Genomic DNA, 14,914 nt, shown 5'->3' with positions numbered 1-14,914 from the left:
CTCAAGGTTTATTGCCGCCTCCCTAACTCCCCGTACTTTAATACTTTGTTAATCCGTAGCGCCAGAACGCCAAGCTGCCCGCCAAGCACAGAAGAGCGGCCAATGCCGTCCCCGCAAGCAGCCAGACGCCGTATTCGCCCCGCACAATGTAAAGAGAAGGGACGTAACTGACGAAGCCGACCGGCACGACGACAAGGAGCAGCGATTGCAGCCACTTGGGATAGAGCGCAAGCGGATATTGCGCGGCCGTGCGGGCGGCGTCCTCGGTGATGTTCTGCAGCTCGGCGATCCGGGTGATCCAGAAGCCGACGGTCGCTGTGGCCAAACCGATCGAGAATAAAAGGATCGCCTCGGTCCCGATGGCGAATAAGGTCCAGGGCACAGAGGTCAAGGGATTACAGCAGCTTGATGCCGCTGAGCAGAATGATGGCGGCCATGGCGGTGCGCAGCGGCTTCGCCGGGATTTTCGCCGAGAGACGGCTTCCGAGTAGAACGCCCGGAACCGAGCCGATCAGCAGCTGGAAAGCAAGTCCGTAATGGATATGCCCGAGACCCGCATGCATGAGGCCTGCCGCCGACACGAGCAGGAAGGCATGGACGATGTCGGTGCCGACGAGCTCGGCGGCGGTAAGCCGGTAAAAGAACATCATCGCCAGCGCAAACAACGAGCCTGAGCCGATGGAAGTGAGGCCGACCAGAAAACCGAGGACAAAGCCGATGCTGATCGTCAGGACCAGCTTCCCTTCCAGCGGCTTGTCTTGAATGGCGCCGGTGGCTTCGTCCCCCAGCCACAGCTTGACCAAATTAAGCAGCGCAACGACAATGAGCATAATCCCTAGCGTATTCCTGATGATCGTATCTTGATAGGCATGCAGGGGCGGGTATGTTTTCAGCAGCAGGATCGAAGCCGCGGCGCCCGGTAGGCTGCCTAGCGCGAATTGCTTCACTAACGGCAGGTTTACGGTTTGTTGCCGGACATGCTGAACGCTGCCGAACAGCTTCGTGACCGAGCTGTAAAATAAATCAGTGGCGACGGCCACTGCCGGCTGTACGCCAATGGTGATGAGAAGCGGCGTTAAGAGTGCGGCTCCGCCAACGCCTGTCAGTCCGACGAGCATCCCGACGAAGGCGCCGATCAGGATAAGGCTGGGTTCGATAAGGCATCCCCTCCATGTGTATGGATTAAGTGCTTGTATCCTTGTTAGTGCTTATCGGTCTAATCTATGCGGGACAAGGGGGCGGCTTGCTTTTATTTTTGGCCCCGCACTCATCCCCTGTTGAAGCCCATGTACAATGGCGGTCGTCTGTGTCGTCTCGTCATCGCGCCACGCGCTAGGCTCATCGGGCGGAACTTTTTTCGCAAGGTGTTCAGCAGAGGCGGATCGTATGTTAAAATATTGAAGCAGCTTATGATCGGCATAAACCGTTTTCATCAGATTCCCGGGCTGCAGGCTTCGCGGATGCAAGTGCCGCAGCGGGCGGCCATGATGCCGTTGCTCCGAATGAAGTGCGGCCGAATCAACCTCCAGGACAGACAGTCGGTTGGGTTCTGGTCGAACGACCGCCCAAAACCACCCATAGGATGTGACGCGTCTTGAGTTCAGAACGATTATTGTTCGATTTCGTACGATCCAAGTGGCGTCAGTTTGCGTTTGCAATCGCGCTCATTGCGACGGCCAACATTGTTCAGTCCTACTACCCGAAGCTGCTCGGCAGCTTTACGGATCAGCTGCAGCGGGCAGAGTTAACACCGCCCGTCATCGTCGATTACAGCTTGATGCTGCTTGGCATCGGGGTGACGTTCGCGTTGTTCGGGGGTGTCGGCCAGTACATCATTATGCGGATCGGACGTTATTTCGAGTTTGTGACCCGCAAAAAGCTGTTCGACCATTTCACGCAGCTGAGCGAAAGCTTCTATTCGCAGCACGGGGTCGGCAAGCTGCTCAGCTACGTGATGAACGATGTAACCTCCATTCGGGAATCGATCTCGCTCGGGATCAATCAGACGACAAACGCGGTCATGCTGATTGCGGCCGCCGTCACGATGATGGCAATCAGCGCGATCCCGCTTTATTTGATCGCCGTCTGTATCGCGCCGCTGCTGATCATCCCGTTCGTCGTTGTCAAGCTTGGGCCTGTCATCCGTATGCGATCCTTAAGCGTACAGGAATCGCTTGGGAAGATGACCGAGTCGGCGGAGGAGCAGTTCGCTGGCATCCGCGTGACCAAGAAATTCGCCGTCGAGCCGATTATGATCAGGCGCTTCGGGGAGTCCGTGGACCGCATTCGCGACAACCAGCTGCGCCTGGTACGGGTATCGTCGTTATTCCAGGCGATCATCCCGTTTCTCGGCGCGCTTTCACTTGTCGTGACGATCGCATACGGCGGGTATTTGACCATCGAAAACCGCATTACGCTCGGTAATTTCGTCGCGCTGACGCTGTACATCCGGATGATGGTCAACCCGCTGCAGCAGATCGGCAATGTCATCAACACGGTCCTGCGGTCGCGGGCCTCGTTGGAACGGATCAACGACCTGCTGGCGCGGCCGGCTGACATTGCGGAAGATGAGGGAGCGAAGCCGGTCAATTTAGACCGCTCGGGCATTCGCGTCAGCGGCTTGTCGTTCGCTTATCCGGATGCGGCCAAGGATGCGCTGCACGGCATCGACTTGACGATTGAGCCGGGCAAGACGCTCGGTATCATCGGCAAGACGGGGAGCGGCAAGACGACGCTGGCGAAGCTGTTGCTGCGCATCTACGATCCGCCGGCCGGCGCGATCCGCATCGGCGGCGTCGACATCCGCGAGATGACGCTGGAAAGCTTGCGGACGCAAATCGCCTATGTGCCGCAGGAAGGGTTCCTGTTCAGCACGACGATTCGCGACAATATTGCCTTCTACCGCCGGGACTCGTCGCTTGGCGAGGTGGAACGCGCGGCGAAGCAAGCGCAAATTTACGCCAGTATTATCGCTTTCCCCGATCAGTTCGAGACGATGCTCGGCGAGCGCGGGGTAACGTTATCCGGCGGGCAGCGGCAGCGAACAAGCCTGGCCCGCGGCTTGATCAAAAATTCGCCGATTCTGATTCTCGACGACAGCGTGAGCGCGGTCGACGCGGTAACGGAGAAGGCAATAATCGAGACCATCCGCGCCGAACGCCGGAACAAGACGACGATATTGATCGCGCATCGGATCAGCGCGCTTCAGCACGCCGACGAAATTATCGTGATGGACGAAGGGCGCATCGTGCAGCGGGGAACTCATCAGCAGCTGCTGGCTCAGCCGGGGATTTATGCGGTTTTACACGCCATTCAAGAGGAGGGGAGCCACTATGCCGAAGGAATTCGGACGCCCGGTTCCGGATCCTAGAAGGGATTCGACCATGGACGGCGCTCCGGAGACGCCGACGCAGTATAAGTCGGCGTTTCGTATCTTGCTCGGCTACGCGAAGCCGCACCGGTTGACGTTCGGCTTGATGGTCGTCTGTGTGCTGCTGGCGATCGCCGCCGACTTGCTCCAGCCGTTCTTGGTTAAAATCGCGATCGACGATCATCTCATGATCGGGGATACGAATTACGGGACGCTGGTGATGATCAGCGCCGTCTATTTGGGATTGTCGTTGACGAGCTTGCTGTTCACGTACTTGCAGAACAATTTGCTCCAGCACGCCGGACAGAGCATCGTCGCGACAATCCGCAAGGAGCTGTTCGAGCACATCTCGAAGCTGTCGATGTCCTACTTCGACCGGATGCCGAGCGGGAGCTTGATCACGCACGTGTCGAGCGACACCGAGACGTTGAACCAATTTTTTAATCAAGTGCTCTTAAGTCTGGTGCGCGACGGGATGACGCTGGTGTTTATCATCGTGATGATGTTTCAGCTGGACGTGGAGCTGACCTTGTACTGCTTGATTCTGCTGCCGGTGATCGCGCTGATTGCCGTCTCTTTCCGCTCGTATATGCGCAAGACGTACCAGATGGCGCGGACGAATTTATCGCGTATGGTGGCGTTCGTCGCCGAGAATTTGGCCGGGATGAATGTCATTCAAGCGTTCCATCAGGAACAGGAGCAGCAGGGGCAGTTTACCGATAAAAACCGCAGCTACTATCGCTCGAATTTGCGCGAGATCCGCACGAGCGTCCTGTTTAACCGCTCGTTCGATATGCTCGGCAACTTGTCGGTCGCGTTCGTCACGTGGCTCGGCGGCATCGCCGTATTCGACAAAAGTATCGAATTCGGCGTGTTGTATGCGTTCATCACGTACATCCGCCTGTTTTTCCAGCCGATCAACACGATTACGCAGCAGTGGAACACGCTGCAATCGGCTACGGTGTCGGTGAACCGGATCTGGCATATTTTCTCGGAACGGCCGGAGGTGAGGGATGCGGCGAAGCCTGCCCGCATCGATCTGGGTTCGGTGCGCGGGAGGATTGACTTTAACCATGTGCACTTTGCTTATCAGGAAGGCGTCCCGGTCTTACGCAATGTCGATTTACATATCCAGCCGGGCGAAATGATCGGTATTGTCGGTACGACCGGCGCGGGCAAAAGCTCGCTGATCGGCTTGCTGTGCCGGTTTTACGACGTGACCCGGGGCAGCGTGAAGATTGACGGTACGGACATTCGCGATATCCCGCAGGCGACGCTGCACCGGATGATCGGACTTGTGCAGCAGGAGCCGTATTTGTACTCGGGCAGCATCATCGACAACGTCCGCCTGTTCGATGAATCGATCTCGCGCGAGGCCGTCATCGACGCTTGTCGCTTTGTCGGAGCGGATGCGATCATCCGCCGCATGAAGGACGGCTACGACACGCGGTTGTCGGAACGGGGCAGCGGGCTGTCCGCGGGCGAGCGCCAGTTGATTTCGTTCGCGCGCATCCTCGTGTTCCAGCCGAAAATTTTGATTCTCGACGAAGCGACGGCCAATCTGGACTCGCATACGGAGCAGCTCATCCAGTCCGCGCTGCACGTCGTCTCGCAAGGCCGGACGACGCTTGTCATTGCGCACCGGCTGTCCACGATCATGCAGGCGGACCGCATCCTCGTCATGCGCCAAGGCGAAGTTGTCGAGGAAGGCGACCACCGCGGGCTGCTCGAGCTGCACGGCTACTACGAGCAGCTGTATTTGCACTCGCAGAGCGCGGGGTAAGGCAAGCGCGCTGCTTTCAGAGCTTGGCGCCCATTACACGAACAAAGAAGTCGGCTTTTGCCCGGTGCTTCCCGGGGAAAGCCGGCTTTCTGTTTGTTGCGGCGGCTGTAATTTTTGGTGCCACGGCTGCTGCCTTCGTGTATAATTATGGCGAATATGTAAGCGGGAGGATGCCAGGATGGAATTATTCAACAAGCCGATGGGCGTCGGGACGATTTTGGACAGAAGCTTTCAGCTGTACCGCAAACATTTCACCATGACATATCTTCTTGCGTTATTGTTCTTCGGACCGTTTTATTTCGTGCAAAACGTGCTGTTGTACGACATGAGCGGCGTTTCGTTCCTCCCGCAAAGCGAGCATTCGATTTCCGGTTCATTCGATCTTTTCTTGAATGGCAACAGGAGCGGACAGGCGGAAATGTCGGGCGGGCTTGCCGGGCTTGCCCTGCTCATGCCGCTGTATATACTGGCGTTCTTTCCGTCGTCGGTGGCTGCGCAGCTGCACTTGGTGAACGCGGCAGGCAAAGGCGAGAGCATTCGTTTCGGAGACCTGCTCCGCCAATCGTTCACGCCCTATTGGCGGATGGTCGGCAATACGTTTTTGTTCGGCTTGATTGTAACCGGGATCTATATCGGCCTAATTATCGTGTTTGTCGCTGTGTTCGGGGTGCTGGCCATCGTCGGCACGGGTTTCGGAGCAGCCTTTACGAGGATGGGCGCCGATCCGTTAGGCGGCGGCATCGCGTTTGTGGCGCTGATCGTCATTCTCTATTTGCTTGCGCTTTTCGCCGTGCTGGCCGTTGTCAGCTACTTCGTCGTGCGATTCGGCTTTTATTTGCCGGTTGTCGCCGTGGAGAAGGAGAGACAGGCGCTGCGCCGCAGCTGGAGGCTGACGAGGGGCAGCTTTTGGCGTATATTCGCCATTTATTTGGTGTTGACGGTCATTTATACCGTATTTCTGCTCGGCATCTATGCGCTTCTTGTGTCGGTGTTCAAAATGTCGCTGCTCGGCCAGCTGATCTACGTCCTGTTGTCTCTGCTCATCACGCCGTTCTACATGATCCCGTATGCGGTCATTTATTTCGATCTGCGCTTGCGCAGCGAGGGCACCGATTTGGAACAGATGCTTGCCCGCAGCCTGCCGAACGTGAACGGGCATAAGGACCCGGATGCGGCGATGCCGGGCAATGCAGGTGATGATCGTCCGGAGGACGAGGGCCCGACCGACTGGAGCGCCGTGGAGACGAAAATGACCGAGACGAAAAAGACCGATGAATAAAGCCGAAGTCCAGACGGATAAAGAGAAGCTGCAGGAGATTCTAAACCGCGACGAATATACCGCCTATATGCGGGAACGCAGCGGCAACCCGATCTTCGAATGGCTGCAGGAGAAGCTGGAGAAGATTGCCGACCTGTTCCCGGAGCTGGATATAGCGCCGGGAACGCCGAATGTGGTCGCGTACCTCCTGTTGGGCTTCCTGCTGGCCGCGCTGGCCGCCGCCATCCTGTGGATGATGCGCCTTCTGATTCTCGAGCGGCGCAGCCGGCGCCGGATTGTTTTCCGCAGCGCAGTCGAGCTGGACCGGTCTTCCGCAAGGCTGGCCGAGGAAGCGCAGCGGTTCGCCGCCGCCGGGGATTACCCCGAAGCGGTGCGGCACGCGTTCCTGGCGCTGCTGCTGCTCATGAATGAACGGGACTGGGTACGGGCCCAGACGTGGAAGACGAACCGCGAATATGCGGAGGAGCTGCACGACCGCGAGCCTGCCGCCGCCCGGTCCTTTATCGAAGCGGCCCGGCTGTTCGAGCATGTGTATTACGGACGCGGAGAAGCAGAGGCGCGCGATTACGAGCGGATGACGGAGCTGCTGGCTTCGCTTGTCCGGGAAGGGGCGGGTCATGCTGAAACGAAATAAGACGCCGATTGCTCTCGTCCTTAGCGTCGCCGCGTTTCTCGGCATCGGCTGGCTGCTTGTCCGGCCCGATTTGCCGGATCTGCCGGCCTATGTGTCGGTTTCGGCGGATCGCGACGGAACGAAAGCGTTATATACGTTGTTGGAAGAGAAGAACGTCCCGGTTAAACGATGGCAGAAGCCTTGGCGGTTCTTGCCGAAGGCCTCCGGACAAACGCTGGTGCTCCTTCAGCCTTACAGCTTGACGGAGCGGGAGCGGGAAGAAATCGTGGGCTGGGTGGAGCGGGGCAACGAGCTGCTGGTGTTCGACAGTTCTCCTGAGGGCTGGACGACGTTTCCCGCAGCGGCACTGGACGAACCGGACCCCGGCGTCGTCCCGGTAACCGATCTGCGCCGTCCGGCCGAGACGGGGTTCACCGGCAGCGTCGCGTCCGCTTACCGGCTGGACGCATCGAGCGGCATGGAGCCGGTGCTTCGCGATGCGCGCGGGGTGATCGGCGGCCATCTCGCCGTCGGCGAAGGCAGCCTGAGCCTGTTCGTCGTGCCGGAATGGACCATGAACGAGCATGTGCTTGAGCATTCGCACTTCGAGCTGCTGTGGCCGTATTTGAACCGGCCGAGCGGCGCGCTCTGGGTTGACGAATACCACCACGGCCTGCAGGACAAACCGGGGCTGCTTGCCGTGTACCCCGACTGGCTGCTCGCCGTGCTGCTGCAGCTGCTGCTTGCCGTCTTGCTATGGCTGTGGCGGAAAGCGGTCCGCTTCGGACCTGCCTTCACGCCGCGCGCATGGACGGTGCGGCGCGGCGACGAAACGCTGCTGGCCGCGGCAGGCTGGTACGAGCGGGGCAGGCTGACCCGTGAAGCGCTGGCGCATCAGGAGCGGTACGTGCGCAGCCGGCTGCGCGCCAGATTCGGCGTTCGCACCGACGCATCCGACGCCCAGGTGCTGGCCGCAGCCAAGCGTCACTGGGATAAGGCTGCGGTGGACCGGCTCGCGGCGCTGCTCGCTTGCTGGAGGGCGGCGGAGGAAGCCGTGTCGTATACGCCGAAGCAGTTGGAGATGGACAGCCGGAAGGCCGATGAAGTCATCCGCAATCTGGAGAAGGAGTGAAGTTCGATGCAACAGCTGCTGCAGCAAATGGAACGAATCGTGATCGGACAGCAGACGAATATCCGCCTGCTGCTGACCGCTTTTTTGGCCGGAGGCCACGTACTCCTGGAAGGGGTTCCGGGGCTTGGGAAAACGAAGATGGTGCGCACGCTCGCCGATTTGACGGAGGGGTCGTTCAGCCGGGTTCAATTTACGCCGGATATGATGCCGGGCGATATGACCGGCAGCGCAATCTTTAATATGAGGGACAACGAGTTTCAGACGATACGGGGGCCGGTATTTACGAATTTGCTGCTGGCCGACGAAATCAACCGTACGCCGCCCAAGACGCAAGCGGCGCTGCTGGAGGCGATGGAGGAACGGCAGGTGACGATTCAAGGCACGACCTATCCGCTGCCCGATCCTTTTTTTGTCGTCGCCACGCAAAATCCGGTGGAGTACGAAGGCACGTATCCGCTGCCGGAGGCGCAGCTCGACCGGTTTTTGTTCAAATTAACGGTGTCGTATCCGTCGCTGGAGGCGGAATTGAACATATTGAAAGGCCACAAGCCGTTCTACGCAGTGCAGGAACAGCCGCAAGAGGCGGTGTTGTCGCTCGACGAGTTCAAGGCGCTGCGGGCTGAACTGCCGCATGTCGTGGTTCAGAACGCGCTGATCGGCTACATCGCCGCCCTGATCCGCAAGACGCGGGAGGATAAAAGGCTGCTGCTTGGCGCAAGTCCCCGTGCTGGGATTGCGATGCTGATGGCCTCGCGGGCATGGGCGCTGCTCGACGGCCGCCGCTATGTGACGCCGGACGACATCAAGACGGTAGCCGGACCGGCGCTCCGGCACCGGCTGCTGCTGACGCCGCAGATTGAATTGGAGGGAGAGACGAGTGACCACTTCATCCAGGAAACGTTGGCCTCGATTCCGGTCCCTCGCTGATGCGATACAGCGGCGCATGATCGTACCGACGCCCCGCATGGCGGCCGCCGCCGCCAGCGGCGCGGCGTTGATCGCTGCCGGGTATGCGCTCGGCGCGGGCGCAGCGGCCTTCTTGCTCGTCAACGGCGCGCTGCTCGGCGCATCCGTGCTGGACCTGTCGCTGCTTCCGCGCAGAAGGCATGTTCGGGTGAGCCGCGATCTGCCGAGCCATGCGGACCGGGACGCGCCTTTCGAAGTTGCGGTGCGCGTCGAGACGGACCGGCCGGTTTCGCTGCGGCTTGAGCTTGCCGACGATGTGCCGCAGTCGTTCCTTGCCGTGCCGGTCGAATCGCTTGCTGCCGACTGGCAGGGGAGATCGGCCGAGATCCTGTATACGACTTGCGGACGCGAGCGCGGGATTCACAAGTTCCGGTTTGCCCGATTGCGTATTCGCGGGTCGCTTGGACTTTGGGCGAAACAGCTGGTTGCGCCGGTTGCGCAGGACATTCGCATTTATCCGGACATGTCGGGTGCTCGCGGTATATTGGCTTCCGTGCAGCATCAATTGATTTTGGAGGGGAAACGGGTGTTCCGCAAGGAACGTGCCGGGTCGGAGTTTCACATGATTCGCGAGTATGTGGAGGGCGATGACACGCGCCTGATCAACTGGCGGGCGTCGGCCCGGTCCCGGGCCCTGATGACGAACGTGTTTCGGCCCGAGCGCGGGAAGGTCGTCACGATTATGCTGGATTGCGGGCGCATGATGGGCGTAGAACTGGACGGACGCGCGAAGCTTGATGCGACGCTCGAAGCGGCGCTGTCGCTGGCGGCCGTGGCCTTGAAGCAGGGGGATAAAGTCGCGGTGATGGCTTTCTCGAACCGGGTTAAAGCTTACGTGCCGCCCGGCACGGGTACCGGCCATCTGCAGGCGATTACGGAAGCGCTCTTCCACCTGCAAAGCGATTTTGTGGAGTCCAGCTACGCCTCCGCCCTGCATCATCTGATGCGTGTGCAGAAGAAGCGCAGCTTGACCGTGCTGTTCTCCGACATGGACAATTATATGTACGAGGACCAGCTCCGTCCGCTGCTGCTGCGCATGCAAAAGCAGCACCTCCTGCTGCTGCTCGGGCTTCGGGACGAGGCGCTGCACCGTTGGACGATCATGGAGACGGGCGGCAAACGCGAAGCTTTCGTCAAAAGCTTGGCGCACAAGATGACGTTGGAGCGTCAAGCGTACGCGGCTGAGATGGCGTCCGGGGGCATCGATGTGGTCGACGTCCCGGTTGGCGAGCTCGCTTGGACGGCCGTCAACCGGTACTTGGACGTGAAGTCCGGCGACAGGCTGTAGGCGCCTCGAAACCGTCGGCCGAATTAGACGGGTGAGCGCTTCGGCTCCGGCTGTACGTCCGGCGCGTGAAGTCCGTGCGAAGTTTCGTCCAACAGCAGCTTGCGCCCGTTCGCGATGCCGTAGAGGACGTACACGGCCAGCGCAAGCAGCGTTAACCCGGCGAAGGCGTACTTCGCTTCGAGCGAAAGTCCGGACGGGGTGATGTACCCTTCGATGATACCGGCGATGACGAACAGCGGGATCGTACCGACGAGCAGCAGCGCCGATTCTTTTACGGAGCGCAGGAACATATATTTACGCGTATACGGTCCCGGGTTAATCATCCGGTAGCCCATATACAAACCGGCGCCCCCGGCGATAAAAATAGCGGCCAGCTCAATGATGCCGTGTGGCAGGATGTAGGCCCAGAACCTATAGCTGTTGCCGGACTGCCAAAACACGGCGGTTAAGGCGCCGATCAAGAGGCCGTTGTAGAGCAGCAAGTAGACGGTTAATAGGCCGAACGTAATACCGCTGACAAACGCCAGCACGGCGACGCGGATGTTGTTGGTCATGATCGTCGAGGACATGACCGCGCTCTGGAGATCGTCGTGGCCCCGTCCGACTTGATGCGGATTGATGCTTTCCGCGATTTGAGCGGGAATTACCGTGTACAAATTCAACGGATCGGACCAAACGGCGAGAAAGCCGGAAAGTCCGCCGATGATGAACAGCAGGAGGGCTGCGGCGATGAACCGTCTGCGCTCCAGCACGAAGCCGATAAACTGGCTTTTAAAAAAGTCGGCCAGCCGGCCGGCCGGCTGGCGCTGCCCGGCAAAGAGCGCCTGATGCGCGCGCGAAACGAGCTGATTCAGGAAGGGGACGATTTCGTCGCCCGGGTAGTACGTTTGTGCGAACGCCAGATGCGCCGAGGCGGTTTTGTAAAGCAGTGTCAAACGATCGATCTGCATCGCCTGCACCGTCCGCTTGCTTCGCTCGAACGGCTCGAGCAGCTGTTCCAATTCGGACCAAACGGGCTTATGCTCACGAATAAAGTACTGAATATCCATAAGACGGAGCATCCTCCTTCAAAACGATAAGTTCATACTACCACAATGAATAGAAGAAGGAGAGTGGGGAAATGAACGATAGCTATAACCGGGAAGCGACGGTTGTCACGCCGGAGCACGTGCGGCTGCAATTCCGTACAGCCGGACTCGGCAGCCGCACGGCCGCACAACTGATCGACGTGCTGCTGTTGATGCTCGTATTCGGCGCGGTGTGCCTGCTGATCGGGCTGGCGCTCATGGTCATGGGCATCGGCGTGAACGATATGCCGGGCGAATATGCACTCGCCTTTATCATCGTGTTCAGTTCGGTGCTGAGCGGCGGGTACTTCGTGTTAGCCGAGTATTATATGAACGGCCAGACAGTAGGCAAGAAGCAGTTGGGGTTGCGCGTCATTCAAGAGAACGGCCAACCGGTCACCTTCTTGTCCGCGATCATCCGCAATTTTTTCCGGCTTATCGATTTCTTGCCTTGGTTATATTTTCTGGGGGGGCTGTGGATCTTTTTCCATCCGATGGATAAAAGGCTGGGCGATCTCGCCGCCGGCACGCTCGTTGTGCGCGACACGCGCCGGGAACAGCTGCATCGACGCCGCCAAACGGAGAAATGGCTGAATCAGCGTGAGATGGCCGGTCGTCCCAACCTTTCGTTAACGGAGCTGCAGCGCAGACGGGTGGAGCGCGAAGACTGGCTGCTGCTGTCCGCCTACGTGGAACGGATTCCGTCGCTGACGCGAATCAAGCGCGACGCTCTGGCCGCGGAGATCGCCGGGCGGCTGGCCGCCAAGCTGGAGCTCGAAGCCGAACTCCGTTTCGTATCGGCGGAGGCGTTCTTGATGGAGCTTTACGTACTGCTTGCGGGCGAATGGACGCTTTAGCGGCAGCCAGGCGACACAAAAAAGCGGCTTTGCCGGACGCATCTTCTGCGGAGGAAGCCCGGCAAGCCGCAGGCGCCGGACGGCGCAAACGAGCGTGTTTATGTAGAAGATATTAGGTCCGGATGCCGCATTTCCTGGCCAGCGTCGGCCAGTAGAAGACGAACAATTCCTCCCATCGGTCCTCGGGCAGCACACGCAGCCAGTTGGCAATCTGATTCAAGCCCATGTCATCCAATACACGTTCTGCGTATTCCTTTTCCTCACGTACATCTCTTGCCGTTGTTTCTACCACAATGCCAGCTCCTTCATCATTAAAAATGAACCCTCCTATATATATGCAGCCAGGATCGAGTTTGACATCGTTTGATAAAATTTTCTTCTTCCCGATCGATATGTTACAATATAGGGTGACATGTTCAACCACTTTCACGGCGGAGAGTGGTTTTTTGTATGTCAATCCAACCAACAAGCCGGTGCCGGAAGTCCAGGAGGGGATTAGCCATGAAATTTTCAGAGCGTTTGCAGCAAAAGCTGAGGCCGATTTGGCGTCAAAACCACGATCATCCGTTCGTTCAAGAGCTGGGGAACGGGACGCTGGCGAAAGAGAAGTTCAGGTTTTATATGATTCAAGATTACTTGTATTTGATCGAGTACTCGAAGCTGTTCGCGCTGGGCGCCGTGAAAGCGGCAGACCTCGGGACGATGGGCAAGTTTGCGGCGCTCCTGCATGCAACCTTGCACGATGAGATGGCGCTGCACCGCAGTTACGCCGCTCGCTTCGGCATTTCGGAAGACGAGCTGGAGGAGGCGGAGCCTTCGCCGATTACGCTCGCGTATACGCATTACATGCTGCATGAGGCGCAGAACGGTTCGCTCGCGGAGTTGGTGGCAGCCTTGCTGCCGTGCATGTGGGGGTATTGGGAGATCGGCAAAGAACTGAACGCCATACCCGGCGCGGCCGAACATGAGCTGTACGGCGAATGGATCCGGATGTACAGCTCGCCGGAGTATGGCGAATTGGCGGGCTGGTGCATCGACCTGCTCGATACGCTCGCGGCCGGGAAGACCGAAGCCGAGCTGGCGAAGCTGGAGACGATCTTCTTGAACACGACCCGGTTCGAGTACATGTTCTGGGACATGTCGTACCACGGGCAGATGTGGCCGTAGGGTTATGCCATTCTCTTTATCTCATTGAAATCCACCATCGGAATGGAAGATTTGACCGGTCATCCACCCGGCGTCTTCCGTCGCCAGAAAAGCGATGAGGCGCGCCGCGTCTTGAGGCAGGCCTACTCGGCCCAAAGGGGAACGGCCGGCGAGCTCCCGCCGCACTTCCGGCGTCATCCAGCCCGTATCGGTCGGCCCGGGATTAACGGCATTTACCGTAATGCCTTTTGACCCGATCTCTGCTGCCAAAGTTCGGGTCAAAGCGTCTATAGCCCCTTTCGTCGCGGCATACGAAAGCTCGCCGACCATAGGGCCGAGAGATTGACCGGAAGTCATATTGATGATTCTTCCTCCGGTGCCTTGATTAAACCTTCTTGCAAATTCCACGCTTAACAAGGTCACGGCCCTTATGTTAATCGCATAGTGGGCGTCTAACGATTCTGCTGTAATCGTATCCGCATTATCGTTCACGGAATAGCAAGCGTTATTAATAAGGATGGCCGGCTTTCCGAGAGCTTCCTCCACCTGATTCAGGATGTGAGGGATGCTTCTTACATCGGCAAGATCGGCCATCGCATGTTCGCAGCGAACGCCAAGCCGGAGAATCTCTTTTCTTAGCTGCTCTTGTTCCGCGCAATTGCCGCCCCATGGCATTTGTTCATCATAGCCGACCCAGTATGTAAAAAAAATATCGGCTCCTTCGCCAGCCAGCGCTTTACAAATAGCCGCCCCAATTCCAGCACTCCGGCTTGCCAATTGAAAAATAACTATAGTTATTTTTTCCTGCCTGCTAGCTGAGAGCTTTATGAATGGCATGAATCATTCTGGCCTCATCAAACGGTTTCATAATAAAATCGATCGCTCCCGCCTGAATGGATTCGATGACATAATATTGATTTCCCATGGCGGAGCACATCACGACTTTTGCAGAAGGATGGATGCTCTTTATTTTTTTGAGAGCCTCGATTCCGTTTAAGTCCGGCATGATGATGTTCATGATGACTAAATCCGGATCGACCTCCCGGTAAGTTTGAACCGCTGTCCAGCCGTTCTCCGCTTCCCCGGCCAACCGGTGTCCCGACTTTTGTATCATATCTTTCAATATAAGCCGCATGAACGCTGAGTCGTCAACAATCATAATGGCAGCCATTACTGGATTCCCCCTACATTCGTTATATGAGATTTCATAATAAAATTGGAAGGAGCTGATCGGCATAGAATGATTATATGATAGGAAAGTAAACCGGAGAACCCGACTAAGGAAACAGAGCGCCCAGGTGTGAGACGGGATCTTCCGGAGACCGGATGGAACAATAAACGTGCTAACCAACCTATTTAAAAGTTTGTTTGCGTTTGAACAGGTAGATTAGAAAATCGATGATAAGTCCTGCC

The 14,914-nt window shown here is 58.0% G+C and carries 15 protein-coding genes; 9 read left to right on the top strand and 6 right to left on the bottom strand.

The genetic code is table 11. The annotated features are described in order from the left end of the window. Positions 1-37: 37 nt before the first annotated feature. Both FKP33_RS04795 and FKP33_RS04790 read right to left on the bottom strand, forming a co-directional pair. Positions 38-382 carry an ABC-2 family transporter protein gene (locus FKP33_RS04795; RefSeq protein ID WP_306439333.1) on the bottom strand — a complete coding sequence of 115 codons (345 nt, stop codon included), beginning with the start codon at positions 380-382 and terminating at the stop codon, positions 38-40. A gap of 13 nt (positions 383-395) precedes the next feature. After that, the gene (locus tag FKP33_RS04790; RefSeq protein ID WP_127605683.1) at positions 396-1,157 is read right to left on the bottom strand and encodes a sulfite exporter TauE/SafE family protein; all 762 of its coding nucleotides are present in this window, start codon (positions 1,155-1,157) and stop codon (positions 396-398) included. Positions 1,158-1,594: 437 nt separating this feature from the next. On the opposite strand from FKP33_RS04790, the gene FKP33_RS04785 reads away from it, so the two are divergent. From FKP33_RS04785 to FKP33_RS04755, 7 genes are all read left to right on the top strand, one after another. After that, complete coding sequence (locus FKP33_RS04785) at positions 1,595-3,370, top strand: ABC transporter ATP-binding protein (RefSeq protein WP_141334040.1); 1,776 nt, start codon at positions 1,595-1,597, stop codon at positions 3,368-3,370. 13 nt (positions 3,371-3,383) lie between these two features. Continuing rightward, complete coding sequence (locus FKP33_RS04780) at positions 3,384-5,153, top strand: ABC transporter ATP-binding protein (protein ID WP_141334067.1); 1,770 nt, start codon at positions 3,384-3,386, stop codon at positions 5,151-5,153. Positions 5,154-5,331: 178 nt separating this feature from the next. Continuing rightward, positions 5,332-6,432 carry a DUF7847 domain-containing protein gene (locus tag FKP33_RS04775; protein WP_054800434.1) on the top strand — a complete coding sequence of 367 codons (1,101 nt, stop codon included), beginning with the start codon at positions 5,332-5,334 and terminating at the stop codon, positions 6,430-6,432. Then, complete coding sequence (locus FKP33_RS04770) at positions 6,425-7,066, top strand: DUF4129 domain-containing protein (protein WP_054798524.1); 642 nt, start codon at positions 6,425-6,427, stop codon at positions 7,064-7,066. Before FKP33_RS04775 ends, FKP33_RS04770 begins: the two co-directional genes overlap by 8 nt. Next, complete coding sequence (locus tag FKP33_RS04765; RefSeq protein ID WP_141334039.1) at positions 7,050-8,177, top strand: DUF4350 domain-containing protein; 1,128 nt, start codon at positions 7,050-7,052, stop codon at positions 8,175-8,177. The genes FKP33_RS04770 and FKP33_RS04765 overlap by 17 nt, the downstream gene beginning before the upstream one ends. A 6-nt stretch (positions 8,178-8,183) precedes the next feature. Next, on the top strand, positions 8,184-9,104 hold the full coding sequence (locus FKP33_RS04760; RefSeq protein WP_141334038.1) for an AAA family ATPase: 921 nt from the start codon (positions 8,184-8,186) through the stop codon (positions 9,102-9,104). Further along, on the top strand, positions 9,055-10,431 hold the full coding sequence (locus tag FKP33_RS04755; protein WP_258313369.1) for a DUF58 domain-containing protein: 1,377 nt from the start codon (positions 9,055-9,057) through the stop codon (positions 10,429-10,431). The genes FKP33_RS04760 and FKP33_RS04755 overlap by 50 nt, the downstream gene beginning before the upstream one ends. 23 nt (positions 10,432-10,454) lie before the next feature. Here FKP33_RS04755 and FKP33_RS04750 read toward each other — a convergent pair whose 3' ends face one another. Then, positions 10,455-11,480, bottom strand: a complete 1,026-nt coding sequence (locus FKP33_RS04750; protein WP_141334036.1) for a stage II sporulation protein M — start codon at positions 11,478-11,480, stop codon at positions 10,455-10,457. A 71-nt stretch (positions 11,481-11,551) separates the two neighbouring features. Here FKP33_RS04750 and FKP33_RS04745 point away from each other — a divergent pair, with 71 nt between their 5' ends. Continuing rightward, positions 11,552-12,355, top strand: a complete 804-nt coding sequence (locus FKP33_RS04745) for an RDD family protein (protein WP_127605670.1) — start codon at positions 11,552-11,554, stop codon at positions 12,353-12,355. Positions 12,356-12,467: 112 nt separating this feature from the next. Here FKP33_RS04745 and FKP33_RS04740 read toward each other — a convergent pair whose 3' ends face one another. Next, the gene (locus tag FKP33_RS04740) at positions 12,468-12,647 is read right to left on the bottom strand and encodes a hypothetical protein (protein ID WP_127605668.1); all 180 of its coding nucleotides are present in this window, start codon (positions 12,645-12,647) and stop codon (positions 12,468-12,470) included. Positions 12,648-12,856: 209 nt separating this feature from the next. On the opposite strand from FKP33_RS04740, the gene tenA reads away from it, so the two are divergent. After that, entirely contained in the window at positions 12,857-13,522 is a 666-nt protein-coding gene (gene tenA, locus FKP33_RS04735) for a thiaminase II (RefSeq protein ID WP_141334035.1), read from the top strand. A gap of 21 nt (positions 13,523-13,543) precedes the next feature. Here tenA and FKP33_RS04730 read toward each other — a convergent pair whose 3' ends face one another. Then, on the bottom strand, positions 13,544-14,338 hold the full coding sequence (locus FKP33_RS04730) for an SDR family oxidoreductase (RefSeq protein WP_141334034.1): 795 nt from the start codon (positions 14,336-14,338) through the stop codon (positions 13,544-13,546). Next, complete coding sequence (locus FKP33_RS04725; RefSeq protein WP_127605665.1) at positions 14,313-14,672, bottom strand: response regulator; 360 nt, start codon at positions 14,670-14,672, stop codon at positions 14,313-14,315. Before FKP33_RS04725 ends, FKP33_RS04730 begins: the two co-directional genes overlap by 26 nt. Positions 14,673-14,914: the final 242 nt, after the last annotated feature.

The organism is Paenibacillus sp. tmac-D7 (assembly GCF_006519665.1).
In the GTDB taxonomy this organism is placed as follows: Bacteria; Bacillota; Bacilli; order Paenibacillales; family NBRC-103111; genus Paenibacillus_G; species Paenibacillus_G validus.
The sequence above is the reverse complement of the archived record's forward strand: the minus strand, read 5'-3'. Positions and strand labels throughout refer to the sequence as shown.